Origin of the sequence: Streptosporangium album, assembly GCF_014203795.1 — a bacterium.
Taxonomy (GTDB): domain Bacteria; phylum Actinomycetota; class Actinomycetes; order Streptosporangiales; family Streptosporangiaceae; genus Streptosporangium; species Streptosporangium album.
This window is the reverse complement of sequence record NZ_JACHJU010000004.1, coordinates 156,144-180,610: the sequence shown is the minus strand read 5'-3', so window position 1 is coordinate 180,610 and position 24,467 is coordinate 156,144. Positions and strand designations below refer to the sequence as shown.

At 68.3% G+C, this 24,467-nt stretch carries 15 protein-coding genes and 1 pseudogene; 8 read left to right on the top strand and 8 right to left on the bottom strand.

The features are described 5' to 3' along the window. The first annotated feature begins 221 nt into the window (after positions 1–221). The 3 genes from FHR32_RS34670 to FHR32_RS34660 all read left to right on the top strand — a co-directional run bounded on the left by FHR32_RS34670 (position 222) and on the right by FHR32_RS34660 (position 2,384). A complete protein-coding gene (locus tag FHR32_RS34670; RefSeq protein WP_184758765.1) occupies positions 222–830 on the top strand; it encodes a hypothetical protein in 609 nt (202 codons plus the stop codon). Between the two features lie 140 nt (positions 831–970). Continuing rightward, positions 971–1,957, top strand: a complete 987-nt coding sequence (locus tag FHR32_RS34665) for a tyrosine-type recombinase/integrase (RefSeq protein WP_246468276.1) — start codon at positions 971–973, stop codon at positions 1,955–1,957. 136 nt (positions 1,958–2,093) lie between these two features. After that, the gene (locus FHR32_RS34660) at positions 2,094–2,384 is read left to right on the top strand and encodes a hypothetical protein (protein WP_184758763.1); all 291 of its coding nucleotides are present in this window, start codon (positions 2,094–2,096) and stop codon (positions 2,382–2,384) included. A 75-nt stretch (positions 2,385–2,459) separates the two neighbouring features. On the opposite strand, the gene FHR32_RS34655 is transcribed toward FHR32_RS34660, so the two are convergent. Together FHR32_RS34655 and FHR32_RS34650 are read right to left on the bottom strand one after the other, a co-directional pair. Next, positions 2,460–2,843 (bottom strand): hypothetical protein, encoded by a 384-nt coding sequence (locus tag FHR32_RS34655; RefSeq protein WP_184758762.1) that lies wholly within the window; start codon positions 2,841–2,843, stop codon positions 2,460–2,462. A 16-nt stretch (positions 2,844–2,859) separates the two neighbouring features. Beyond that, positions 2,860–5,352, bottom strand: a complete 2,493-nt coding sequence (locus FHR32_RS34650; protein WP_184758761.1) for a DNRLRE domain-containing protein — start codon at positions 5,350–5,352, stop codon at positions 2,860–2,862. Between the two features lie 715 nt (positions 5,353–6,067). Here FHR32_RS34650 and tnpC point away from each other — a divergent pair. Further along, positions 6,068–7,660 carry an IS66 family transposase gene (gene tnpC, locus FHR32_RS34640; RefSeq protein WP_184758760.1) on the top strand — a complete coding sequence of 531 codons (1,593 nt, stop codon included), beginning with the start codon at positions 6,068–6,070 and terminating at the stop codon, positions 7,658–7,660. A gap of 7 nt (positions 7,661–7,667) precedes the next feature. Here the strand turns inward: tnpC and FHR32_RS34635 are convergent, their stop codons facing one another. Next, on the bottom strand, positions 7,668–8,003 hold the full coding sequence (locus FHR32_RS34635) for a LysE family translocator (RefSeq protein WP_312882836.1): 336 nt from the start codon (positions 8,001–8,003) through the stop codon (positions 7,668–7,670). Between the two features lie 67 nt (positions 8,004–8,070). Beyond that, a pseudogene (locus FHR32_RS46305) lies at positions 8,071–8,160 on the bottom strand (LysE family translocator); the annotation flags it as partial. A 236-nt stretch (positions 8,161–8,396) separates the two neighbouring features. Here FHR32_RS46305 and FHR32_RS34630 point away from each other — a divergent pair. Then, positions 8,397–9,194: an ABC transporter ATP-binding protein gene (locus tag FHR32_RS34630; RefSeq protein ID WP_376773430.1), complete on the top strand. Its 798-nt coding sequence runs from the start codon at positions 8,397–8,399 to the stop codon at positions 9,192–9,194. Position 9,195: 1 nt separating this feature from the next. Next, positions 9,196–11,118: an FtsX-like permease family protein gene (locus tag FHR32_RS34625; protein WP_184758759.1), complete on the top strand. Its 1,923-nt coding sequence runs from the start codon at positions 9,196–9,198 to the stop codon at positions 11,116–11,118. Positions 11,119–11,548: 430 nt separating this feature from the next. Here FHR32_RS34625 and FHR32_RS34620 read toward each other — a convergent pair whose 3' ends face one another. Further along, positions 11,549–11,710, bottom strand: coding sequence for a tyrosine-type recombinase/integrase (locus FHR32_RS34620; protein ID WP_281391159.1), 162 nt, complete (start codon positions 11,708–11,710; stop codon positions 11,549–11,551). Between the two features lie 180 nt (positions 11,711–11,890). Here FHR32_RS34620 and FHR32_RS46880 point away from each other — a divergent pair, with 180 nt between their 5' ends. Further along, on the top strand, positions 11,891–12,361 hold the full coding sequence (locus FHR32_RS46880; protein WP_184758758.1) for a cytochrome P450: 471 nt from the start codon (positions 11,891–11,893) through the stop codon (positions 12,359–12,361). Next, positions 12,358–12,813: an acyl-CoA synthetase family protein gene (locus FHR32_RS34610; RefSeq protein ID WP_184758757.1), complete on the top strand. Its 456-nt coding sequence runs from the start codon at positions 12,358–12,360 to the stop codon at positions 12,811–12,813. The genes FHR32_RS46880 and FHR32_RS34610 overlap by 4 nt, the downstream gene beginning before the upstream one ends. A gap of 155 nt (positions 12,814–12,968) precedes the next feature. On the opposite strand, the gene FHR32_RS34605 is transcribed toward FHR32_RS34610, so the two are convergent. The 3 genes from FHR32_RS34605 to FHR32_RS34595 form a co-directional block, all read right to left on the bottom strand. After that, positions 12,969–14,273: an ISAs1 family transposase gene (locus FHR32_RS34605; protein WP_184752030.1), complete on the bottom strand. Its 1,305-nt coding sequence runs from the start codon at positions 14,271–14,273 to the stop codon at positions 12,969–12,971. A gap of 290 nt (positions 14,274–14,563) precedes the next feature. Then, positions 14,564–14,767, bottom strand: coding sequence for a hypothetical protein (locus tag FHR32_RS34600; RefSeq protein ID WP_184758756.1), 204 nt, complete (start codon positions 14,765–14,767; stop codon positions 14,564–14,566). A 46-nt stretch (positions 14,768–14,813) separates the two neighbouring features. Then, a complete protein-coding gene (locus tag FHR32_RS34595; RefSeq protein WP_184758755.1) occupies positions 14,814–24,467 on the bottom strand; it encodes an RHS repeat-associated core domain-containing protein in 9,654 nt (3,217 codons plus the stop codon).

Here is a 24,467-nt window from a genome sequence, read left to right as displayed (position 1 = left end):
GACCTTGAGTGTTTCCGCAGGTCGCGGTGACCATCTGCACCATGATCCATCTCACCGCTAATGGCTGTCCCCGCGTTCCTCGACCCCGGATACCTCGCCGACAGGAGGGATGCCTGTTCCCCCGTGAGAGGGATGGCAGAGATCGCTCCCGTCGGCGATTACTTCCGGCGGGTGAAAATCCAGGATTAAGGGCGTAAGCACCCCTTGCCAAGGAGCCCCGGATGAACCCGCGCATCGCCTTCATTGCCGCCCCACTGCTCACCCTCGCCTACGGCGTGATCCGGATTCTTGACGGGCTCGACGGCAGTCGTGGCCCCGGTCTCGCCTGGACCACCGGCCATCTGGCCTTCATCGCGGCGATGGGGCTGTTCGTGTACATCTTCCGGCAGATGCGCCGGATGGCAGGAGGCAACGCCCTGTCCACTGTGATCGCAGTGATCGCCACCGCCGGCGCCCTCGCTCTGGCCACGCAGTTCACCATCGACGTCGTGGCTGGACTGCTGTCCGTCGACAACCTGAGCATGAGCCTTCTCACCCGTGAGATCCGCGATACCCCGGGGGTCACCCTCGCGGCCTACGACGTCGGCCCGTACCTCTTCTACGTCGGCCAGTTCGCTCTCGTCGTCCAGCTCGCCGTCATGCGCCGGATCAAGGTGTGGACGCCCTTCCTGGTCCTGTGCGACCTCATCATGCCGAACATCGACAAGGACCTCATCCCGCTCGGCGCCATCCTCCTGCTCGTCTCCTTCGCCTCCATCTCCCACCGAGCCACCTCGACCGCCTCCCGTCCGGTTCCCTCGGCTACCGAGCCCATCCCGACCCTGGTATGAGGAAGCGCACTGACCGGCAGGCCACCTGGCCTGCCGGTTTCGCGGCTGCTAGGGGTCCCGGTAGTAAGCGCGGAAAAAACAACGGATATGCAGGTCAACGGCCCTTGGTCGAGCTGTATGCGAAGCCCTCTGCTGAGGGTTTGACCTGCATATCCGTCGAAAATTTCGCCGTTACTACCGGGCCCCCCAGCCCGCCCGAACCGGCCCCCGCCGCCGGGCCGACGGCCGCGGCCGCCGTCGAGCGTTTCCTCGACTCCCTCACCACGACCACCACCCGCGCCGGCTACGCCGAGACCCTCACCCGACTGATCGCCGCAGCCGGCGCCCAGTTCCCGGCCGCAGCCCTGCAACCCGAGCACTACGCGGCGGTGATGGCCCGCTGGAACACCGCGGTGGCCGCCACCTGGAACCGGCACCTGTCCGCGCTGGTCTCCTTCACCACCTGGGCCCAGCGCCAGGACCTGCTGGCCACCAACCCGGCCCGGCGACTGCAGCGCCGCAAGAGCGCCCGCCGTGGCGACCGTGCCATCCCGCGCACCCGGCTGGAGTCGCTGTTCACCGATCCTGCGCACGCTCTGCGCGAAAGGGTGCTCTGGCGGCTGCTGTATGACACGGCTGCGCGCGCCGAGGAGATCCTCACGCTCAACGTTGAAGATCTCGACCTGGAGTTCCGCCGCGCCCGGGTGGTCTCCAAGGGCGGCGCGATCGAGTACGTGCACTGGGCCACCCCCACCGCCCGGCTGCTGCCCCGCCTGCTGGCCGGCCGCACCAGCGGACCGGTCTTCCTGGCCGACCGGCGTGCTCCTGCCTCCGGCCCGCGAACACCCGCGGCCGCCGACATCGACCCTGCCACAGGACGCGGACGACTGTCCTACCCACGCGCCGAATACCTGTTCAAGACCGCCTCGGCCCAGCTCGACCCGCACCGGCAGGGGTGGACGCTGCACCAGCTCCGCCACAGCGCGCTGCAGCATCTGGCCCAAGCCGGCCGCACCGCGCCCGAACTGCAGGCCAAGAGCCGCCACCAGCACCTGGCCAGCCTCGGCCGCTACGTCCGCCTCGGCGAGAAAACCTCCGCCCGCGTCACCGCCGAAGCCGACCCCATCCAGCGCCGCCGTCCACGCTGAACCCCCACACCCTCCTGGCGACCACTGGCAACCAGCGTTATCGCAGGTCAGGCAAATCCATTGAAATTCCCCAGGACCACAGCCAGGCCAAGCTCCACCGCCCGCCCACCGCTCTCCTGTCATCAAGATCATCCCAATGTGGGTTTTGGGCTTATGTGGGCTGACCCCCCTGGTGGGGTGCTCCTTCGGGCTCGACGGGCTGGAGCGCAGGATGCGCGCGGTCGGCGCCGAGGTGAAGCTGCCGGTGCGTGAGGACGACGTGTTCTCGATGCAGTGGGACAGGTGGAGGGGCGAACGCCGCGAGCAGACCCGTTTCTACCGGGACACCGTCAGCGTCAAACCGCAGAAGCTGCCGTCGAAGCCAGACGAGATCATCGCGTTCGCGAGGGAGGGGCTGGCCGCGATGGCCGCAGGCGAGGACGGCTGACAGCGGACCTGGCGTCGGGGGCCTGCCTATCGGCCCAGACGCCAGGTCCGCCACGACTGACGAACTGTCGGACAATCAGCTGATCTTGACGCGTTGATGGCGCGTGTTGTCCAAGACAGTTCGCCCGCTAAGCGGTTGTCTTAGTTTTAGTTTCACGAAACGCACATACCCTATGGCCAGGGTGTCGTTCCCCGAGCTTGGGCAGTTGTTGCTTACTTGAATCCCGATGATCACTTGCGAAGAGGATTCGTTTACTTCGGTTTCCGTCACCTTTTCGCATTGCAACTTATTGTCTTCTGGCGTTGCGAGGAGCACTTCCACGGTCAATGTCCGCTCATCTTTCGACAGCGTCGCCGTATTGATGTCCTGCCACTGAGATCCGCTGCAGGCCGTCAAGGTCATGGCCGCCAACCCCATGAGAAGGGCAGGGGTCATTCTGCTGCTGAGGGAAAAAACCATGGAAGATGACCTGCTCTTATCGGCGCTTCATGACGTCGCCACCGAAGGCTTTGCGAACGTCATGGATATCGGTGAAGTTAAGTTTGCAGAAGCCAAGGACGTCCGCCCCGCCGCTGAGGATTCCCTTGGCGACAACGTACCCGTCCGATTCGATGGTGAAGATCGGGCCGCCGGAGTCGCCTCCTTCTGAGCAGTCGCCGCGCCGTGTTGCCCTAACGCCGTTCGCGAGAGTGCCGGCGAAACCGCCGCCATCTATACCCTGCGGGATTGGCTTATTGACTTCTTCGACCTTCCAGTTGCACGACTGGCCGGTTGTCCTTCCTCCTATGCAGAAGAGGTCACCGGGCACTGAGCGGCGAGTCCAGCTGCGCCTCACAGGGCGCTTCTCGCCTGAGGTCACCCCGCCGACGAATATCGACGCCGTGGGCTTGTACGAGTCAAAGTACTCCACTATCGCGGCGTCCCCGCGGGTCTGCGTCTGACCGGGGAGCTTCACGGACCCCTTGCCCATTACCCAAGTGCTGGAAAGGGTAATTCCAATATGCATTCTCTCCGTGCCTACCACCCTGTCCACGTATTGGAACTCGCCGATGTCGGGAAGGCAGTGCCCGGCCGTCACCATACGCCTACCTTCGGGAACCGCCCAGGCGAACCCCACGGTGCATCCGGCATTCTTCGAGGTAAAGTATGCGCCTCCACCGTTGACGTATTCGTCATTATCGTTGTCTCGCGTGTCCTGAATATTGCTGCGCGTGGCGTCTGGATTCAGCCAGATGGTCACGGTGTTTGTGCCATAGCGCTGCGCCAGGGCCAGCCGCAGCTCGGGAGTCACAGCGTTCGCGGTAAGGAGGACCTGGTTTCGTTCAGGCCACGGGCGTGACTCGACGACGCCGCCGACACCGGGCATTTGGCTCGGGTCCAGCGTCGGGATCTCGCTGGCGATGGTCGACAGCTTGCTGTAGCTGTTGACCACATCCGGGACCTGCGGAGTGAAGTTGTATTCCTCCGACGGGCCCGCCGGCGCTTCGGCGTCTTCATCGGTGTCGGCACCGGTGTAGGTGCCGGGAAGCGTCCAGTCGACGCCGCCGAGGCCAAGGTAGGCGGTACCAGTCAGGGAAGTGGACGCAACGGCCCGGCCGTCCACCGTAGCCGCGGGGACGATGACGTTGCCGGTGACCATGTCGACATACGGGGGAGCCAGCGCGTCGCCATTGGTCTCGACGCGGTCATACGCCGAACTCAGCGCATGGGCTTGTCCCTCGGCCATCGGGAGGAGGTCCGTGCCCCATTCATTGGGCGCGGTGAAGACCTCCACGCCGTCGGGCCCGGCGGGGCTGACGACGGTGGGGCCGCCGGCGGGGGTGAAGGTGGCTGTGAGCTTGGGCGGGGTGTTGAAGTCGGTGTCTTCGGCGGAGGGGAAGACCCGGGAGTTGGCGCTCTTGGCCTCGGTGGGGGACATGAGGACGAGGCCGTAGTTGCCGATGTCGCCCGTCCATTGCTTCGCGATGGCGGTGATGTCCCAGTTCATCGGGGCGGGGGCGCAGGATCCTGAGTGGACGCTGCTGGTGTTGGTGACGGCGTTTTCGGTGGTGTTGGTCGGCTGGGGGGACCAGGTGAGGGTGGAGGGGTCCCATGCGCTGGTGACGCGGCGGACCTGGATGCCGGCTCCCACCTTGGTGCCGCAGCTGGGGCCGTCGACGTTCAGCAGGGAGAGCGTGGCGTTGCTGACGTTTTGGCCGACCATCGGGGAGATGTCGAACTTCAGGTAGGTGCGGCCCTTTTCGCCGGTGGATTCGGTGCCCGCCTTGAGGGCCGGACCGTCGATGTTGTTGAAGTCGTAGACGCTGTTGACGTCGGTGTCGGCGGTGATCGCCATGCTGAACGCGGAGCTGAGGGTCACCGGGTAGGCGGTGGCAGGGTCGGCCAGGAAGTCGGCATCGGGGGTGAGGAGCAGCGTTTGGCGGTCACCCTCGGTGCGCACCTTGACCTCGACGGTGCCGCGCTTACCGTGGTGGTCGCGGCCCTTCGGGTCCGCGGTGTCGCGCAGGGCGGGCTTGGGGGCGACGGCGACGCCCTGACCGTGCTGATCGGTCAGCCGCAGTCGGCCGTCGGATGCCTCGGCCAGGGTCAGGCCCGTGGCGGTGACCGGGATCTCCAGCTGTGGCGTCTTGTCCGGCCGGGTCCGCAGGACCACGTCCTGCCGGAATCCGGTGGGGAGCGCGGTGACCACCAGGTCGGCTCCGGGGCCGGCCGCGTCGGGGTAGGTCGCCCGGCTGCCCTGCAGGATGGGCTTGGGCAGGTCGGTGGGCCACGATAGCGCCAGGGACTGCTGGGCGTTCGGGCGGAAGGTGGCGAACGGGCCGGTGCCGCCCCCGGCGGACAGGGCGAGGTCGCCCTTGATCACCTTGGGTTTCACGGTGCCGTTCTGCTCTGCCAGGGTGGGGTCGATCCACGCCCAGGCGCCGCGCTGCTTGACGCGGACGGGCCTCGACCAGATCTCCGAGGTCACGTGGCCGTCGGGGTGCTTCCAGAACCGGGTGGTCTCCGTCGCCGCGCCCAGCAGCTCGACGGGGTTTTTCGGTAAGCCGGTGGGGGTGGGGGTCTGTTGGGAGGGCGTGCTGGGGGCGGGGTCGGCCGAAGCCGCTGGAGTGGCGGTGATCGCGAGGAGGGGCGTGATCAGCAGTCCCGTCGCGATTCCCTTCAGCAGGCGTTTCCGCGCATGGTGAACCGAGGGCGTGGGGGGGTTGTGCACTCAAGCTCCGATCCATGTGAAGATCATCAAGCGGTCGGAGCCTAACAATTGGTTGACTAAAGGTCAATTAATCTCTTACAACATGATTAGTGCTCACTTACTGATGGTTTCAAAATGAGGTTCGAAGGCGGCGCAGGCAGATGATGCTGCACGCCAGGTCGAGCAGGCCCTGATGGAGATCGGCGCGGTGTTCGTAGCGGACGCGTAGCCGTTTGAAGGAGTCCCGGTAGTACTGGCGAAAAATCCAACGGATATGCAGGTCAGAGCTTCCTTAAGAACCTTCGGGCACAGCCTGGAAGGTGGGCCGCTGACCTGCATATCCGTTGTTTCCTGCGTCGTTACTACTGGGACCCCATCAGTCTTTTCGGCCGGTTACGGCGATGCCCAGGCCGGTGTCCATTCACGGGCCCTCGTGACCTGCAGCGCTGTTCCGGTTTGATCTGCGGGAGGTGATCCTCGATCATGCTGTCCTGTGTCCGACATCCCGCCCTCTACTGCCGAAGAGGCGTGGCGTGCTGCCAACGAGCAGCTGCGCCGGGTGGTGGAGCTCAAGGACGCCGAGGTCGCGGTGCTGAAGACGCTGCTCACCGAGGAGCGAGCAGCCCGAGCTGCTGAACGCGAGGCCGAGCGTGAGGCTCGTCGTCGTCTTGAGTTGCGGCTGGCCGAGCTGGAACGCCGGTTGGGGATGGACAGCACGAACTCCTCCACTCCGGAGTCGAAGGAGTCGATCGCGGCGAAGGCCCGCCGCAAGGCCGAGCGGCAGACCTCGCAGCGGGAACGCTCGAAGGATCGCAAGCCGGGCGGGCAGAAGGGTCGTAAGGGAGCCGGGCTGACCCCGGCGCCGGAGGGCGAGCGGGCGGAGCGGACGGCCGAGCCGCCGGCCGAGTGCTCGGGATGTGGCCATGACCTGGCCGGAGCCCGGCAGGTCGGGGCCGATTGGGCGCAGGTGTGGGACATCGCGCCGATCACGGTGGAAAAGACGCATTGGCTGCTGCCGAAGCTGGTGTGTGGCGGCTGCGGGACGACCACCCGCGCGGCCGCGCCGTCCGGGCAGGCGGGCAGCGTGGTGTACGGGCCGAACGTGAACGCGGCGGCCATCATGGTGCAGGCGCTGGGTAATGTCCCGGTCGAGCGGACCGCGATGTTGATGGAGGCGCTGCTGAGCACGTCGGTCTCGGCCGGGTTCGTCGCCAAGGCCCATGCCCGGTTCGCCGACAAGCTGGCCTGCGCCGGGTTCGACGAGGCGATGAAGGCCGCCCTGCGAGCCGAAGACGTGCTGTGCGGTGACGAAACGCCGGTCAACGTGCTGCGCAAGGACACCGACGAACAGACGGGCGAGCCGCTGCCCGGCCGGCCGCACATCGTCACCCTGCGCACCCCCGATGAGCGGCTGGTCTGGCTGAAGCCGATCGGCGCCCGCTCCAAGGACGCGATCAAAGACCTGGGCGTCCTGAACGGGTACGCGGGCTACCTGGTCCGCGACGACTACAAGGGATGGGCGCAGTTCGCCGGCCAGCTGGCCGGCGTGCAGCAATGCGGCGCCCATCTGGTCCGCCACCTGGCCGGGGTCCGGGACCTGCACCCGGTCGAGCAGGGCTGGGCCGAACGCGTCCGCAAGACCCTGCTGGCGGCGCTCGTCGCGGTCCGCCAGGCCGCCGCCGACAACCGGGACCGCCTCGACGACGATCTGCTGGCCGGCCTGCGGGCCCGCTACGACCACGAGGTCCACTGGGGACAGATCACCAACCGGCACCGCGACTGGCACGATGGCAACCACCCCGGCTACCGGCTGGCCCGCCGACTCGCGGCCAAGGCCGAACAGGTCTGGCTGTTCACCTCGAACTTCGCTGTCCCGTTCACCAACAACGCCAGCGAGCAGGCGCTCAAGGAACCGAAACGCCATCAAGCGGTCTCCGGCTACTGGCACACCATGGCCACATTGGGCCGGTACTGCCGCGTGCGCTTCTACCTGGTCACCACCAAGGGCCACGGCATCCGCGCGATCGACGCCATTCACGCCGTCCTCGCCGGACGGCCTTGGCTACCCACGCCGGTCGCCACTTGACGCGGGCTCACCCCCGTGAATGGACACCCAGGCCGAGACCGATCATTGCCAGGCCACCAGCGCCACCGACGATCCTCAGCCGTTTGGGAGAGCGGCCGAACCACACGCGAGCGCTACTCGCTACCAGGCTCCAGGCCGAGTCAAAGATCAATCCGATCAGCGTGAAGATCCCGCCCAGGATCAGCATCTGCAACGGCACCTGTCCGGCTGGCCGGTTCACGAACTGTGGCAATACCGCTGCGAAGAACACCGCCGCCTTCGGGTTGGCCACACCGACGAGGAAGCCTGAACGAATCGCCGCCACCCGCTCGGCCTGCATCCGGATCGAAACTGAGCCGCCCACCGCGCTCAAGCCACGCCTTGATCCCCAAGTACACCAGGTATGACGCGCCCGCCAGCTTGATCGCTGTGAACAGGACGGCCGACCGCGCCACCAGGGAGCCGACTCCGAACGCTACCGTTGCGGCGAGTACCAGTGCGCCCAGTCCGTTGCCGATCACCGAAGCAAGCGCGGTACGCCTTCCGTATGAAAGGGCTCAGCCCACCACGAACAGCACGCTTGGGCCGGGGATCACGATAATGACGAATGCGGTGACCATGAACGTCACCAGCCGATCCAAGGCGATCACAAATGAGATGATAGATGCACCTGCGTTCAGGGCGACAGGGGTCACACGTGCCGGCGATGGAGGACTGTGGTTTGGACGGGGATGTCGACCGGAGGGCAGAAGCTCGAGTGGCAGAGCGTTCGGAGGAGCGACCGCCGACGCGGCTCGCGACCGGCGCCGAGCCGGCGGGCGGGGTCCGGTGGGCGGTACGCCTCACAGAAGTGCGCAAGACCCATGGTCGAGGGCGGGGCGGAGTGATTGCGCTGGACAACGTGTCGACGGCATTGCCGTACGGCACGTTCACCGCGATCATGGGCCCGTCCGGGTCGGGAAAGAGCACGCTGCTGCACTGCGCGTCCGGCCTGGAGCGACCGGATCAGGGCATGGTCGAGGTCGGTGGTCGTGAACTCGGCGCTCTCAGTGAGACGGCTTTGACGAGGCTGCGCCGTGAACGCATCGGGTTCGTCTTCCAGGGGTTCAACCTCCTTCCCGCCCTGACCGCCGAGCAGAACATCGTCCTGCCGGTCCGTCTCGCGGGCCGGCGAGCGACGCTGGACCGCGACTGGCTGGAGCGGCTGATCGACTACACCGGGCTCGGCGAACGTCGGCACCACCGGCCGGGGGAACTGTCGGGAGGCCAGCAGCAGCGTGTGGCCATCGCCCGGGCCTTGATCACCCGGCCTGACGTGGTCTTCGCCGACGAGCCCACCGGAGCGCTGGACACCTCCTCCGGCCGCAAGGTCCTTGAGCTGCTGCGCCGGCTGGTCGAGGAGGTCGGTCAGACGGTCCTGATGGTGACCCACGATCCAGCGGCCGCCTCGTACGCCGATGCCGTGCTGCTGCTCGCGGACGGGCGCATCATCGACGTGCTGCGCCGACCGTCGGCGGCGACGGTCGCCGAGCGGCTCGCCGGACTGGGGGTGTGACGTGCTCGTCTCGCTGGCCTGGTCCACCGTACGGTTCCGGAAAACGTCCTTCACCGGATCGTTCGTGGCGATGACGTGCGCGCAGCTTCTAGTGATGGCCTGCGCCGCGCTGTTGGAATCGGGGGCGAGGGCGGCGCCGGCCCAGGGCGGGGGAGACGTCATCTCCTTCGCCGTCCCCTTCGGCTTCATCTGCCTGTTCGTCTCCGCCTTCGCGGTGGCCGGCGCCTTCTCCCTCTCGGTTCAGCAGCGCACGCGGGAGATCGCCCTGCTCCGGGCCGTCGCCGCGACGCCCGGCCAGGTCCGCCGGCTCATCGCCTACGAGGCCCTCGTGGTCACCGCCGTCGCCGCCGTCCCCGGCTGTGGGCTCGGCGTTCTGCTGGCGGCCGCGCTGCGGGCCTGGATCGTCGGGCAGGGCTGGGTGCCGGAATCCTTCTCGTTGAGCTTCGGGCCGCCCAGCGTGCTCGGCGCGGTGTCGCTGTGCGGGGTGACGGCCCAACTCGCCGTCTGGAGCAGCAGTCGGCGAGCCGCCAAGGTCCGCGTCCTGCAAGCCCTGGGGGAGGCGTCGGTGCCCGCCCGGCGTGTGGGCGTGGCACGCACGGTGCTGGGACTCGCGGTGCTGGCCGGCGGCGTCTGGGGGCTGGCGGCACTCTCCCGGTCCGCGGTGTCGGACGCCGCCAACGCGGCGGGCGGCATGGTCATGGTGCTCATGGTCGCGGTGGGACTGCTCGCCCCCTGGGTCGGAAGGCTCGCGGGTGCCGCCTTCGGGCTCCTGTGCCTTGTGCTACTGCCGGTGATCGGCCCGCTGGTCCGGGCGAACCTCGGCGTCGGCCACCGCAGGCTGGGCGCGGCCGCCACGCCGCTCGCGCTCACCGTCGCGTTCGCGGCCGTCGCCCTGTTCGTCCCGCAGATGAAGTGGCATGAGCTGCAAAAGCAGGACCACGGTCGGCTGGTCGCCGACCATCTGGTGCAGGCTGCGGGGAAAGGACTGCCCGACTCCGCCGACCGGACCGTGAGCGGACTGCCGGGGGTGGCCGCGGCAGTCGGCACCCGGCAGACATGGGCCCAGGTGCTCACCCGGAACGATCCGGCGGGGCAGGGCGCGGATGCCATCGCCCAGGCGGTCACCGACGGCCCGCTGAACCAGGTTCTGGACCTGGGCGTCGCCCAAGGCGACGTCGACCGGCTCGGCTCGCACGACATCGCGATGAGCCGGGCGCTCGCCCGCAAGGTCCACGCCGCGGTGGGCGATCGGCTGTGGCTCTCCTTCGGCGACGACCGTCGCGAAGGCACCAGGGTCACCGCGATCTACACCCGTGACCGAGGGTTCGGTGACCTCGTCGTCTCACATCGGCTCGCCGCCGCGCACCGGAACGGTGAGCCGTCCGGCCAGGAAACGGTGTACGTGCGCGCCCTGCCGGGACAGCAGCAGACGGTGGCGGAGGGGCTGGAGGCTCTGCGGCGGGAGCATCCGTCCTGGCAGGTACTGGACCGCACCGCGCACTGGTCCGAGGCGCGCCGCCAGCAGGACGCATCGATGGCCGCCACCTACCTGCTGCTGGTCGTGGTGACCGTGTTCACGTCGATCTCGGTGGTGAACACGCTGGTGATGACCACCATGGAGCGCGCCGGGGAATTCGCGTTGTTGCGGCTCGTCGGTGCGACGCGCAGGCAGGTCGCCCGCATGATGAGCGCGGAGAACGCCGTCACGGTGCTCGCCGCACTCGGCGTCGGCGCGACGGTGGCCGCAATGGTGCTGACGGTGTTCAGTAAGGCGTTGACCGACTCGCCGTACCCCTCCCTGGAAGGTCCCACCATCGCTCTGATCCTGGGCGCGGCAGGTGTCCTCGCACTCACCACGGGGCTACTGACCACGCACATCGCCCTTCGCCAGCAGCCGGGCACCGCCCTGCGCGGCGGCGAATAGCCCCCGTGCAGGGCAACCGGGACGACACGGGCCTGACGGTGGTTCCCACGAACCGTCCAGATGATGACGCGGGGGCCCGGGTCATACGGATACGCGATCGCTGCTTCGACCTCACCGGCGTCCTCCACCTTCCGGGCGCAAGATCACGGCTTAGCGTACGTTCTCGTTCCATTGCTCCCCATGGGCCTAGAAATCCCAGAGTTCAGGCGAACTGAAGGGTCTTCAGGCTCTATATGGGTTGTGGACCCTTGGGTTCGTCTCGACTGGCGGGGTTCTGCTCCTCGGTCATGGTGACGAGGAGGGCGCGGGCGTTTTCGGCGTGGCGGATGGCGGTCTTGGGGTCGAGGCCGAAGACGGCGGCGAGGTGGGGTGTCGGTAAGAGTGGTGCAGCCAGGTACACGCGATTGAGTCCGCCCAGTTCAGCGGTGCCCTAATGATCAGTGGGGAGGTGGCTGACGGCGTCTTCGAGGTCGGCGTGGGTGGGCAGGGTGTACCGGCGCGTGGTGTCGAGTCGGGCATGGCCGAGGAGTTCGGCGGCGACGACGACGTCGACGCCCGCGCGCAGCAGGTTGGTCGCCAAGGTGTGCCGCAGGATGTGGGCGCACCGCGAGCTGTTCGCCTACTTCGTCCACCTGGTACGGGAACGCGCCCGCAAACCGGGCGACGACCTGATCAGCCTGATGCTGTCGCCGGACGGCGGCCGGATGGACCCCGGCACGGCCGTCTCCAACTGCTACAGCCTGCTGCTCGGGCCGGCGTCACGCTGCCCCACGTGGCCGGTACGACGGTGTTCGAGCTGGCCCGCGGCGGTGGCTACCGCGCCTGGGCGAGCCGTCCCGACCTGCTGCGCGGCGGCGTGGAGGAGGCGCTGCGGTGGGCGTCGCCCGGCAGCCACTTCATGCGGCACACGACCCGGCCGGTGCGGCTGTCGGGCGTGCAGCTCGCGGCGGGCGAGCCCGTGGTCGCCTGGATCGGCTCGGCCAACCGCGACCCCGCCGTCTTCGCCGGCCCCGACACGTTCGACCCGGCCCGCACGCCCAACCGCCATCTCGCCTTCGGCAGCGGACACCACTACTGCATCGGATCCCACCTGGCCCGGCTGACGCTGCGGCTGTTCTTCGCGACGCTCTTCGCGACGTTCGCCGACGTCGAGGTGGCCGGCGAACCGGTCCGGCTGCGATCGACCTTCCTCACCGGTTTCAAGAAGCTGATCATCTCGGGGACGCCCAGGAGAGGCCAATGACGACAGAGATCCCGTTCACCTACGCCCAGCAACTGCTGCTCGGGCTGGAGCAGGCCGTGCCGGGGAGCGTGCTCAACTCGACGTTCATCGTGCGGGCGGCCTACCGCGTGGCGCACGAGGTGGACGCCGGCGCGGGTGCACGAGAGCGCGTGACCTCGGCGCGGCTCGCCTGCACCTGCGTCACCAGCGGCTCGACCGGCACGCCGAAGCCCGTCACCGTCTCGCGCGCCGCCCTTGCATGGTCGACCGGGGCCCGGCCCACTGCGCAGCGCCGGTCACCGGGGTCCTGCTCTGCTCGTCCAACTCGTTCGACGGCTCGGCTGCCGGGATCTACTGGACGCCGGCCCGCGGCGGCAGGCTGGTCACTGGCCGACGCGTTCGGGGCGCTCGGCACGGTGATCTTCGCGGGCGAGACGTGCCCGCCCGCGCTGGTCGGGGAGCACTACGGGTGAGCGAAGCCGGCAGGGCTCGCTCACGTCGTGGGACCTCTGCCGCCCGATGCCGTGACCGGAATGCCCGCTCACACGTCGCGACAGGTACCGCCTTCCTGCAGCACGGCCCCGGCATGTTGAGGATTTGAGTGTGGCTGGTCCGATTGATACCGCGTTCACAGGGTGAACAGCGTGAGGAGTCGTTGTGGGACGTGGGTGTAATGCCTGCGGGCGTGCGCGATGTTGACATGACCGCGTTGACGAAACGTACTGATGACCAGGTTGCGTAGGGTGGCCAGGACGTGAGGCAGCTGTCCGGTTCTGGCCTGGCAGTCGTCCTCGTGGAAGGTGCGATCTCGGACGTAGTGCTCGGAATTTTCCACGCTCCAGTGCTGGCGAACGTAGGTGCTCAGATGCGCGGGACCGGCCACGTCCGGGGGCGCGTTGGTGATCCCGTAGGCCACCTCTTTGCTGGTGCCGTGGCCGTCCAGGTCGGCGACGTGTCGCACGATCCGGAAGAGCTGTGCGGCGTGCGGGAAGTCCAGACCGATGGCGAGCGCGGTGCGGATGGTGCGGCTTTCGATGCGGCCGTGGCCTCGGTCGGCCTCGGTGTGCCCGGTGCCGGCCCGCTCGTGGTCTGCATCCGTTCCAGGGGCGAGCCGGGCCTGGGCCGCGGCCAGGAGACTGGGCTGGTTCTCCTTGAGGACAAGCACGTAGTAGCAGCCGAAGTCCTCGCTGATCTGCCGGGCGCTTTCGCGGGCGGTGTGCAACGCATCCGCGGTGATAACGGCCACGTCGCTGCCGCACAAGGCGTCGGCCAGCAGGGGCGCGAGCTCGGGCACCTCGTTGGTTTTGTCGGCGATCTGCCGCTGACCCAGCACCACGCCACGGCGGTGATGCAGCAACGACAGCAGTTGCGGTGCGCTCGCCTGCCCATGGCCCGCGCCGCGCACGGTCTTGCCGTCAGCCGCGCCTGCCTCCAGCATCCCCGCAGGCCGAGGACGCTCCCGCGTCCGCTGAGCGGCCCGGCGCCCCTCACGCTCACAGCCCTGACCGACGCGGAGCTCGGCGGGAATTTCCCGGCCATCGCCCCCGTCCCGCTCTCCGGCCCGTTCCCCGTGGCCCGGTGCCGACAGATCGCGGACGTCGTGGCCGCCGGCCAGGTAGGAGCAGGTCTGCCGGTCCAGCTCGTCCCCGTCGGTCTGGGCCAGGACCCGGCGCAGGGTGCGTTCGCTGGGCGGATAGTGCCGACCGGTGAACGGATCGCGCCTGCACCCCAGCCCGGCCAAGATCTCCTGCGGGGCATCATCGGCCCAGTGGCTGATCGCGGTCACCGTGTCCCCTCCCACCGTCGCCGTACCGAACGCGGCCACCGCCAAAATCGACTCCAGGGAATGCAGCGTGTTGTAGACGGCCCGTTTGTCACAGATAACCCGGAATCGCGCCCTCAGCCCGCCCTCACCACCACGACCGGATGGCACGTCATGACCCAAGCCGGCACCTCGGGCGGGGCTGGTCGGCGATGATAGGGCGGCAGCGGGCACGATTCCCCCTGGAGATCGGTTGGTGTGAGAACCCCGATCTTGGGGAGTCGTGCCCCCTCTCATGCCCGGATTGGGGCAGAGATTACCGGCCGCGAAGGTCGGCACCGGTCACACGCAAAGAATCAAACCCGATCAAATCCTCAACATGCCGGGGCCGTGCTTCCTGCAGCACCTGCCCCAGGCCCCATGGGAGACGGCCCGGCCGGCGCTGACCGAGACGTCTCCCATCAGCCGACGTCCCCATCGCGAGGTGTGACGTCACTCTCGCCGGCGCCGGAGGAGTGTCGCCGCTCAAGGGCGGTGAGCACACTCCCGATGACCGCCAGAAGGGATCCGCCGATCAGGAGCGGGACCGCCCAGGACTTCGGGTCGGACAGCATGGTGGCGACGATGAGGGTGGCGGCGCTCCAGAAGGAGAACGCGGACGCCATCACCACCACCCTGCGAAGAATTCGTATTCCACGCCCCGACGTCGACCTACTGCGATCCAATATTCAGTTCCTTGATCATCGGCATGAACATTCCGGACTGCTGATCATAGTACGTGCCCGTTTTGAACTTGAACCAGATCCCGTTCCCCTTGTTGTTGTTCAGGATCACCGCTGTCGCCACGCCGAGGATTCCGGCCGCCGCCCCGCAGACAACTCCCAGCGGTATGCCGATGATTGTGGCGGCGCTTACCCCGCACAATGCCTCCGCGAACCCGGTGATCGAACCGAGGCCGGCTGCGAGGAGGTTCGCGGCGGAGTTGCTCAGGTAGTAGACGCAGTCGCCGCCCTTCGCATTGCATTTCTTCCCGGTGAAGCCGCCCCCTTGCGTGCAGGGCTGCTCGCCCTTCATCTTCTTCGCGCACTCCAGGTAGACGTCGTCGACCCAGTTGCAGTCCTTGACGCGGTCCGTCTTCATGCACGTCATCTGCGAGTCGTACGCGGTGTTGCAGAACTGCGCCGAATGGTTGCCGTACTGCTTGGAGGACATGCAGTCGGAATAGCTGCCGGCGAAGGATTTGCAGCCGTTGTGATTGGCGTCCTTCGCCTGATCCCGGCATTTGACGTAGTAATCACTCTCCGCGGCGCAGACGGGCTGGCTGGTCTTGTTGCCGTAACGGCAGCCGCGATACATGTCCGAAGCGTTGCCGCACATCTCCTTGGAGTTGGGATGGCCGGCCCGGCAGGTTCGATAGTTGCCGGCATCCTCGATGCAGACTTTTCTCGTGCTTCCTTCGGCGCGACAGGCGATGTAGTTGTCCTTCGCGTCGAGACAGGTCGGCCGATCGATCACCGCGGCCCGGCACTCCGCGTACGTCGAGGCCGCGTCCCTGCACGACCCCAGGCTGCCGCCCTTCGAGACCACTCCCATGTGGGACTTCGCGTCAGCGCGGCAGTCCCCGTAGACGTCCTTGGTCGCGCTGCAGTAGCTCTTGCCGTTCTCCTTGCGGCAGGTCGTGTACTCCTTCTCGGACTCCTTGCAGTACGACTTTCCGTAGTCCTTGACGCACCGATTGTGGTCGGAGATGATCTCTCCGCACGTCTTGCTCTTCTTCTTCTGCCCCTTGCATTCCTCATAGGTGTCGACCGGGTTCTTCTTCGACGTGCTCTTGTGCCCGTCCAGGTCGACGTTGGTGAGGGGGTTGTTGTTGGCGTAGGCGTAGCGGTTGAGCTGGACCGACGGGTCGGGGTTCTGCGTGAGGGTGTCGCGCGAGACGAAGCTGCCGGTGGTCGGCTGGTACCAGCGGGCCGCCATGTTGATCATGCGGGTCGTGGGGTCGGTGTAGCCGCCCTGATAGCCGAGCGCGTGCTCGGGGCCGGTGCGCGTGATGACCTCGCCGAAGGGGTCGTAGGCCACCGAATCAGCCAGAGCGGTCGCGTTGGCGGCGAAGGCCCCGACCAGGTCGCCGCGTAGGTCGGAGAAGGCCAGCTGGGCTCCGGTGCCGTCGTTGATGCCGAGAGTGCGGCCGAGCGCGTCGCGGCCGAAGGTGGCCCGCTTGGCGCCGTTGGCGTCGGTGACGGCCACCAGGTTGTTGCTGACCCCCTCGTAGGCGAAGGACAAGGTCTGCCCGCTCTGTGTGCGGGTCTCCATACGATCGAGAGCGTCGTAGCCGTAGGTGACGGCGTCGTCGTTGATGAGCCGGTCGAAGGCGTCGAACTTGGTGCGCCGGACGATCCCGGCCGAATCCTCCAGCAGGGTGCCGCGTGCGGTGTACGTGTAGGTGTGTCCGTCGCCCGAGGTCAGGCGGTTGCGTTCGTCGTAGGTGAAGGTCTTGTCGCCGGCCTTGACCCGGTTGCCCGAGGCGTCCCACTCGTAGGCGGTCTTCGTGCCGCCCGGGGCGGTCCAGGAGATGAGTCGGTTGGACTGGTCGTAGGCGTAGGTGTTGGTGCCGGCCCCGGCCGTGCCGGTGGTGGTCTTGGAGGTGAGGTTGTCGTTGAGGTCGTAGCCGTACTCGATGGAGGCGATCGCGCCACCCGCGGCAGTGGTGAGCTGGTCCTTGGTCAGCCGGTTCAGCGCGTCGTAGGTGTAGCTGCGCCGCGCGCCCGAGGTCCCGTAGGCCATGGACGTCAGCCGGTTGGCCTTGTCGTAGCCGTAGTCTATGGCGGTGTTGCTGACCGGGTCGATCGACTGGGTCAGCCGGTCGGCCCCGTCCCAGGTGAAGGTGGACGTGCCGGTCACGTCGACGCGCTGGGCCAGACGGCCGTTGGCGTCGTAGGCGTAGGCGTTGAGGTCGCCGCCCGCGCCTGCCGTCTTGAGTAGCAGGCCGCGGTCGTTGAGGGTGAAGTTGAGATCACCGGCGGCGGTCAGGCGGCCCGCCGCGTCGTAGCCGAACGTCTTGTCCTCGGTGTTCGCCTCGGCGCCGGTGCCGGTCTGCTTCACCAGGCGGTTCAGCTCGTCGAAGATCCGGTCTACGCGCACTCCGCCGGGGAGGAGGCTGGTCACCGAGTTACCGCCGGCGTCGTAGAGGGTGGTCCAGGTCCGGTCTGCGGGGTCGGGGTGGGCGGCGGTGCTCGGCTCGATCATCGACTCGAGGAGGCCCAGGCTGTTGTAGGTGGCGTAGGTGGCGTTCCCGCGGCCGTCGGTCGAGCGGGTCTGCGCACCCGCGGCGTCGTAGCCGAACGTGGTGGTGATCTTCTCGGTCGCCGAGATCGGTTCGCGCTGTTCGATCAGCCGGTTCGCGGCGTCGAACAACCGCTCGGTGGTGTGCCCCTCACCGGAGGTCTGACTGGTGGCGTTGCCCGCCAGGTCGTAGCCGATGGTGTGGGTGCGCAGCACCGCACCGGCGTCGTCCAGTTCCTGGATCCGGGTCTTGCGGCCGGCCAGGTCGTAGCCGGCCTTGCTGGTCAGGCCCAGCGCGTTGGTGGTCGTCGTCGGGCGGCCGGCGAGGTCGTAGCCGAAGGTCGTGGTGTTGCCCAGCGCGTCGGTCTGCCCGGCCAGCGCGCCGGTGGCGTCGTACGTGCGGATGGAGGTGTCGCCGGTCGGCCGGGTCGTCTTGGTCACCCGACCGGCGTCGTCATACTCCATCTTCGTCACGTACACCGCCTGCGACGGCTTGCGCTCGATTGTGGTCAAGGTGATCTGCCGGCCGAGATCATCGTACGTGGACTCCGCACGCGCCCCGGTCGGATCCGTCGTCCACAGCGCCTCGCCCAGCAGGTCATAGCCGTAGTTCCACACTCCGGCCGCGGCCGAGCCCGTCCTGGGCGCGGTGACCTGCACCTTGCGACCGAGCCCGTCGTAGACCGCGGTCGTGGTCTGGCCGCGTGGGTCGGTCACGCTGACCGCATCACCGGCGGCGTTGTAGACGGTGGTGGCCTTGGGCGAGACCGGCTGTCCGCCGGGAGGCGTGTAGGTGGGGAGGTTCTGCTCCACGACCCGCCCGACCCGGTCCAGGGTCGAGCTGACGAGCCGGCCCTCAGGGTCAACCTGCTGCGTGGGCTCGCCGAAGGTGTTGTAGCCGATCTTGGCCGTGGGCCGCTGCGTCGCCGGAGCGGCGCCCGCCCGCTCCACCTGCACCGACGGCAGTCGTACCTGCGTCTTCTGGCCCCTGCTGTCGTAGGTGACGTCGGTGGTGTAGGCGGCCGGGTCGGCCCCGGCGGCGTTGCCGCGCGGGTCGGTCGTCGCCGTGACCAGGCCACGGTCGTCCACGGTGAGCGTGGTCACCAGGTCCTGCCCGTCGTTGTGCACGGTTTGCCGGACAGGGTGGTCGCCTGCGTCGTAGGCGTACTCGACGGACTCGACGCGGTCGGTGCCCGCCGCGGACAGGCTGATCTTGATGATGTTGCCGTTGGCGTCGTAGACGGGTGTGGTGACCCGGTTCAACTTGCCCGGGTCCACGATTTGAGAGACGACCCGTCCGGCCGCGTCGTAGGCGGCCTCCACCCGCAGTGTGCCGTTGCCGGTGGTCTGGCGGATGAGGTGGTTCGCGGCGTCATACACCTTCGAGTCCACCACCACGTCCAGCACGGCATCCGACCCGTTCAACCTGGCGCCCTTGGCCGTCGTCTCCGCCGGCAGGTTGTCGGCGTAGTAGGTGTAGGCGGTGGTGCGGCCCATGGCGTCGGTCTGCGAGGCCAGCCGTCCAGCCGGGTCGTAGGCGTTCGAGGTCAGCACGATGTCCGTGGCCGCCTGCGGCGCGGTGGGGCTGCCGGTCCAGCCCTTCAGCACCGTCGTGGCCGGCTCGCCACGCGGGGTGTAGGTGTACGCCAGCGTCGTGCCCCGTGCGTCGGTGGCGGAGATCTTCTGACCCTTGTGGTCGTAGGCGAACGTCTCCACGCTCCCCTCGGGCCCGGTGATCGTCGCCTGCCTGCCGTAGGCGTCGTAGGTGTAGACGGTCCTGCGCGGCGCGTCCCCTCCGGTCAGGTCCTCATTGGTCTCCGTCATCGGCAGGCCGTCCTCGTTGTAACCCGCCGACCAGCGCAGCGTGTGCGTCTTGCCGTCCACCTCGTTCTTGACGGCAGGGCCGGTCCTGGACAGCACTCGTCCCATCCCGTCGTAGGCGACCGTGGTCGTGACCCCCTCGGGGAACGCCTCGGAGATCTCCGTCGTGGCGGTCACCCTCCCAAGGGCGTCATGGGTGTACTTCTTGACCAGCCCGGACGGCAGCGTCTCCGTCGCGAGGTCGCCGGCGGCGGTGAAGGCGTACGTGGTCTCGTAGCCCTTGTAGTCTTTGTCTGACTTCACCATGCCCGCGGGCGTCGTGCCGCCGCCGACGGCCGGCTCGGTACCGTCGGTGTAGGTCTTGACCGTGCTGCGCCCGGCCGGGAAGTCCGCCGTCGCCGGAGTCGTGGTCCTGGTCTCCTCTCCGAACGAGTTGTACGTCCACGAGGTCATGTAGGTCTCGTCGGCGGCCGAGGCGGACCGGCCGTCCCGCTCACCGATCTTCACGTCGTTGCGGGCGTCGAACGGCTTGTCGACGTCGACGAAGTAGTCGTAGTACTCGGTCGAGCAGTTCGCGCCCGCCGTTCTGCAGGTCTTCTTCGCCAGCAGGTTCCCACGGGCGTTGAACGCCAGCTCGACCACGTTGCCGTTCGGGTCGATCACCTTGGCCGGGTATCCGCCCACGTCATAGGCCCACTTCGTGGTCGCTCCGACCTGGTCGGTCACCGACACCTGCCGGTAGCCACGCTGCGCGTCGGCGACGTAGGTGACGACGCCGTCGTGCGGGTCGGTCACCGTCACGGTCGCGAAGGTGGAGAGGGTGGTCTGCTTGGTGTACACCGGGTTCGACAGCTTCCAGGTGCCGCCGTTGGAGTCGGTGTGCGTCACCAGCCGGCCGCCGTCCGGGTTGTAGACGTTGACCGCCCACACGCGGCCCGACGGCTGGGTTACCTTGGTGAGCTGCGGCTGCGGCTTGCCTGCCGCGAAGTGCCGCTGCACGGCCGCCTTGCTCAGGGGCCTGCCGTAGACCGCGACCTCGTCGATGTCGCCGTTGAACGGGAACGGCGCGGTGCTGGTGGTGCTCGACGGCCAGGCCGGGGAGCCGTACCCGGACCCGATCCGGGTCTCCGCCATCTCGTCGTGCTGGACCTCGCCGGCCAGCGTGCCCACTGCGGCGCCGTCCAGGTAGAGGGTCTGCGTGTGTTCGGCGGGCCTCGTGCTCGAGGCGGGCCTGGTCTCCACCGACGACAGCACCGCATGGTGCCAGTTGCCGTCGTTCACCGCACCGGTGGAGGTGAGCGGGGTGTGCGCGGTGGTGGAAGTGCCGGTGCCGAACTGGCCGCGCAGCTTGCCGTCGGTGCCCACGTACATCACCGGCACGAACGACGGAGGCGTGCCGTTGTCCGCGCCCTGCATCCCGATGACCGTGCCGGACGTGGTGGTCCTGAACCACGCTTCCACCGCCGGCTCGCCGCCCTGACCGCTGATCGCATCGGCCGGGAGCTGCACGTACGTCGAGGTCGCCGCCCCCTTGAAACGCATCGCGGTGTCCGGCGAGCCGGCCAGCGCGCCCGGCACCCGCGCGCCGAGGTCCGCCGGGATGGTCCCGTTCAGCTTGGCCTGCTGCTCGGTGATGTTCCAGCCCGCTGCGCTGGCGACGACGGTGCCGGTACGGGTCTCGCCCTCGTTCAGCCGGTAGTAGTACTTCGGCCCGGAGTCGGTGACCACGCTCTTGTACCGCGAGCCTGTCCCGTACTCGTAGGTCGTGCAGGCCGTCGCCGAGGTCGGCGGGCACACCTTGACCAGCAGGTCGCCCTCGTAGGCGTAGGTCCAGGTGAGCGGGTTGCCGTCCACCGGGTCGGTGGAGACGCTCGCGACGTGATTGCCGGCCCAGGTGAACGTCAGCGACCTGCCGCCCGTCGCGGCCACCTTGGCCAGCTTGCCGTCGGCGCCGCGGGTCAGCTCCTGCGCCCGCCCCCGATGATCGGTGATCTTCGAGAGGAGGCCCGAGGCCTCGAACCAGTAGGAGGTGGCCGACTTGTCCATCAGGCGCCAGCCACCGGTCTGCTCGGCGGCCATCGTCGCGAACGTCCCCGACGGCGGCGCGTAGGCGCCGTTGCCCATGGACGCGAACCGCAGCTGCTCGCCGCCCGGATAGGTCACCAGCAGGCTCCCGGTCGGCTCCTCCTCGATGCGCATGTCCCAGCGGGTCGTCCACCCGGCGCCGAAGATGCCGTCGGTCCGCGGGTCCAGGCTGTTGTACGTACGGTTCACCGACAGCGGCGGCCCCACCGTCGTCACCGAGGCGTCCGTCGCCGTGGACGCGTAGTTGCCAGAGACATGGTTGAACTCGCGACCTTGCGTGCCGGCGGCCAGCAGGCCGTTGATGTTGCCCTGCTCGGGAACGGGGGTGAAGGTCCGCCACGACGAGGTGACCGTGGTGTACGTGGTGGCGGCCTTCGCCATCCACGAGTACGTCTCGCCCCACTTCAGCCGGGCATCGACCACCTGCCAGACGCCTTCCTTGGTCCAGTCCTCGGTCTTCTCCGCCGAGTCCTTGCACCAGCGCCAGTTGGGCGCGCTGCCCGCGCAGAGCTGGAACCAGTACTTGACCTCGCCCTTGTTGTAGGGGCGGGCGTTGACCGACAGCACCGGCGTCAGGGTGCCGACCTGGCTGTTGTGGGCCGGGGAGAACGACTCGAACGGCAGGGCCGTCACGGTCGCGTACACCCAGTCCGACCAGGGCCCGGAGACGCCGGAGGCGGTGGTGGCGCGGGCGCGCCAGCGGATCTGCCAGCCGTCGGTCAGCTTGTCGGCGGGGACGGCCGCCCAGGCGCTGGTGCCGGAGGCGTACTCCTTGTCCGAGGTGCCGGTCCAGATCAGGCCGGTGCCCTGCTCGCTCTTGGCCGGGTCGTGCTCGACCTCGACGTTCAGCCTGCTGAGCCGGTTGTCCGGGTCGGTCACCCTGGCGTACATCGACGGAGTGAGCGACTCGGCGGTCCAGGAGGTGGTGCCGCGGATGGCCGGGTTCATGCCCAGGCCGTCCACGCTGGGCTTGCGCAGGTCCACGGTGGCGGCCTGCCACGCCGACCACTCGCCTTCGGCGCCCGCGGTGGTGACGCCGCGGACCCGCCAGCGGATCTTCATGCCGTCGGTCAGCTTGCCTGCCGGCACCTGCACCCAGGCGTTGCCGCTGGAGGCGTAGCTCGTGGCTCCCTTGCCGGACCAGATCACGCCGATGCCCTGGCCGGTCGCGGGGTTGTGCTCGATCTCCGCGCCCAGCACCAGCTTCGAGCCGCCGGCGTCGGTCACCTTCGCGTACAGCCATGGGGTGGCCGAGGAGAGCGTCCACGTGTCGCTGCCGCGCGTGGCCGGGACGGCGCCCAAGCCGTTCCCCGCGGTGCCGCTCACCTGGACCGTCGCCGTCTGCCATTCCGACCACGGACTGGCCACGCCGGACGACGTCGACGCCCGGACGCGCCAGCGGACCAGCCAGCCGTCCTTCAGCTTGCCGGACGTCACCGTGGGGGTCTGCAGCGAGCAGCGGCTCCAGGTGGCGCACGAACCGCTCGACACCTGCCCGCTGTCGCTCCAGATCAGCCCGGTGCCCTGCCCGGCGGCGGACGGGTCATGCTCGACCTCCGCGTCCAGCTTCAACGACCGCGACTCCGGGTCGGCGCCGTAGGCCGAGAAATATGGGGTCGTGGACGACAACGTCCACAACCCGGAGGCGAGCTGCCCCGTCGAGGCGGACAGGTCGGACACGACCGGCTTGGAGGTGTCCACCCGCGCCATCTGCCACTCCGACCACGGTCCCGCCACGTTGGCAGAGGTGGAGACGCGGACGCGCCAGCGGACCAGCCACCCGTCCTTGAGTTTCCCGGCCGGGATGGCGGGAGTCTGCAGCGAGCAGCGGCTCCAGGTCGAGCACGAACCGCTCGACACCTGCCCGCTGTCGCTCCAGATCAGCCCGCTGCGCTGCCCGGCGGCGGACGGGTCATGCTCGACCTGCGCCTCCAGCTTCAACGACCGCGACTCCGGGTCGGCGCCGTAGGCCGAGAAATATGGGGTCGTGGACGACAACGTCCACAACCCGGAGGCGAGCTGCCCCGTCGAGACGGACAGGTCCGACACGACCGGCTTGGAGATGTCCACCCGGGCGGCCTGCCATTCCGACCACGGGCTCGCCACACCGGCCGAGGTGGCGACGCGGACGCGCCAGCGAATCAACCAGCCGTCCTTCAGCTTCCCGGCCGTGACGGCAGGAGTCTGCAACGAGCAGCGGCTCCAGGTCGAGCACGAACCGCTCGACACCTGCCCGCTGTCGCTCCAGATCAGCCCGGTGCCCTGCCCGGCGGCGGACGGGTCATGCTCGACCTGCGCCTCCAGCTTCAACGACCGCGTCTCGGGGTCGGCGCCGTAGGCCGAGAAGTTCGGGGTCGTGGAGGACAACGTCCACAACCCGGAGGCGAGCTGCCCCGTCGAGGCGGACAGGTCCGACACGACCGGCTTGGAGGTGTCCACCCGCGCCATCTGCCACTCCGACCACGGTCCCGCCACGTTGGCAGAGGTGGAGACGCGGACGCGCCAGCGGACCAGCCACCCGTCCTTGAGCTTGCCCGCGGTCACGGCAGGGGTCTGCAGCGAGCAGGCGCTCCAGGTCGAGCACGATCCGCTCGACATCGAGCCGTTTCCGGACCAGATCAGCCCGCTCCCCTGGGCGGTGGCCGACGGGTCGTGCTCGACCTGCGCCTCCAGCTTCAACGACCGCGTCTGAGGGTCGGTGCCGTAGGCGGAGAAGTACGGGGTTGTGGACGACAACGTCCACAACCCGGAGGTGAGCTGTCCCGTCGAGGCCGACACCCCCGTCACGAGCGGCTTGGCGGTGTCCACCCGCGCCAGTTGCCAGTCCGACCACGGACCCGCCACCACCGCGCCGGGAGAAGCGGTGGACTGCACCACGGCCCGCACGCGCCAGCGTATCGACCAGCCGTTCTGGATCCCCTCCGCCGCGGGTGCCGTGTGCGAGGCCGCACACGGCTGGCCCGTGAAGCAGGTCTCCCCGAACGTGGTGCTCTGCCCCGACCAGATCAGCCCACTGCCCTGACCCGCCACAGCCGGATCGTGCTCGACCTCGGCCTCCAGCACACCAGGCCGACGATCAACATCCGAGATCGCCGCCGTGAACACCGGATACTCACTCGGCAACGTCCACACACCCGACACCGACTGACCCAGCGAAGGCGCCACCTCACTCGTCAC

What these genes read in the sequence shown, in the direction of transcription:
- FHR32_RS34670 (WP_184758765.1), top strand. Translation starts at nt 222, where the DNA reads ATGAACCCGCGCATCGCCTTCATTGCCGCCCCACTGCTCACCCTCGCC.
- FHR32_RS34660 (WP_184758763.1), top strand. Translation starts at nt 2,094, where the DNA reads ATGTGGGTTTTGGGCTTATGTGGGCTGACCCCCCTGGTGGGGTGCTCC.
- FHR32_RS34655 (WP_184758762.1), bottom strand. Translation starts at nt 2,843, where the DNA reads ATGGTTTTTTCCCTCAGCAGCAGAATGACCCCTGCCCTTCTCATGGGG.
- FHR32_RS34610 (WP_184758757.1), top strand. Translation starts at nt 12,358, where the DNA reads ATGACGACAGAGATCCCGTTCACCTACGCCCAGCAACTGCTGCTCGGG.
- FHR32_RS34600 (WP_184758756.1), bottom strand. Translation starts at nt 14,767, where the DNA reads ATGGCGTCCGCGTTCTCCTTCTGGAGCGCCGCCACCCTCATCGTCGCC.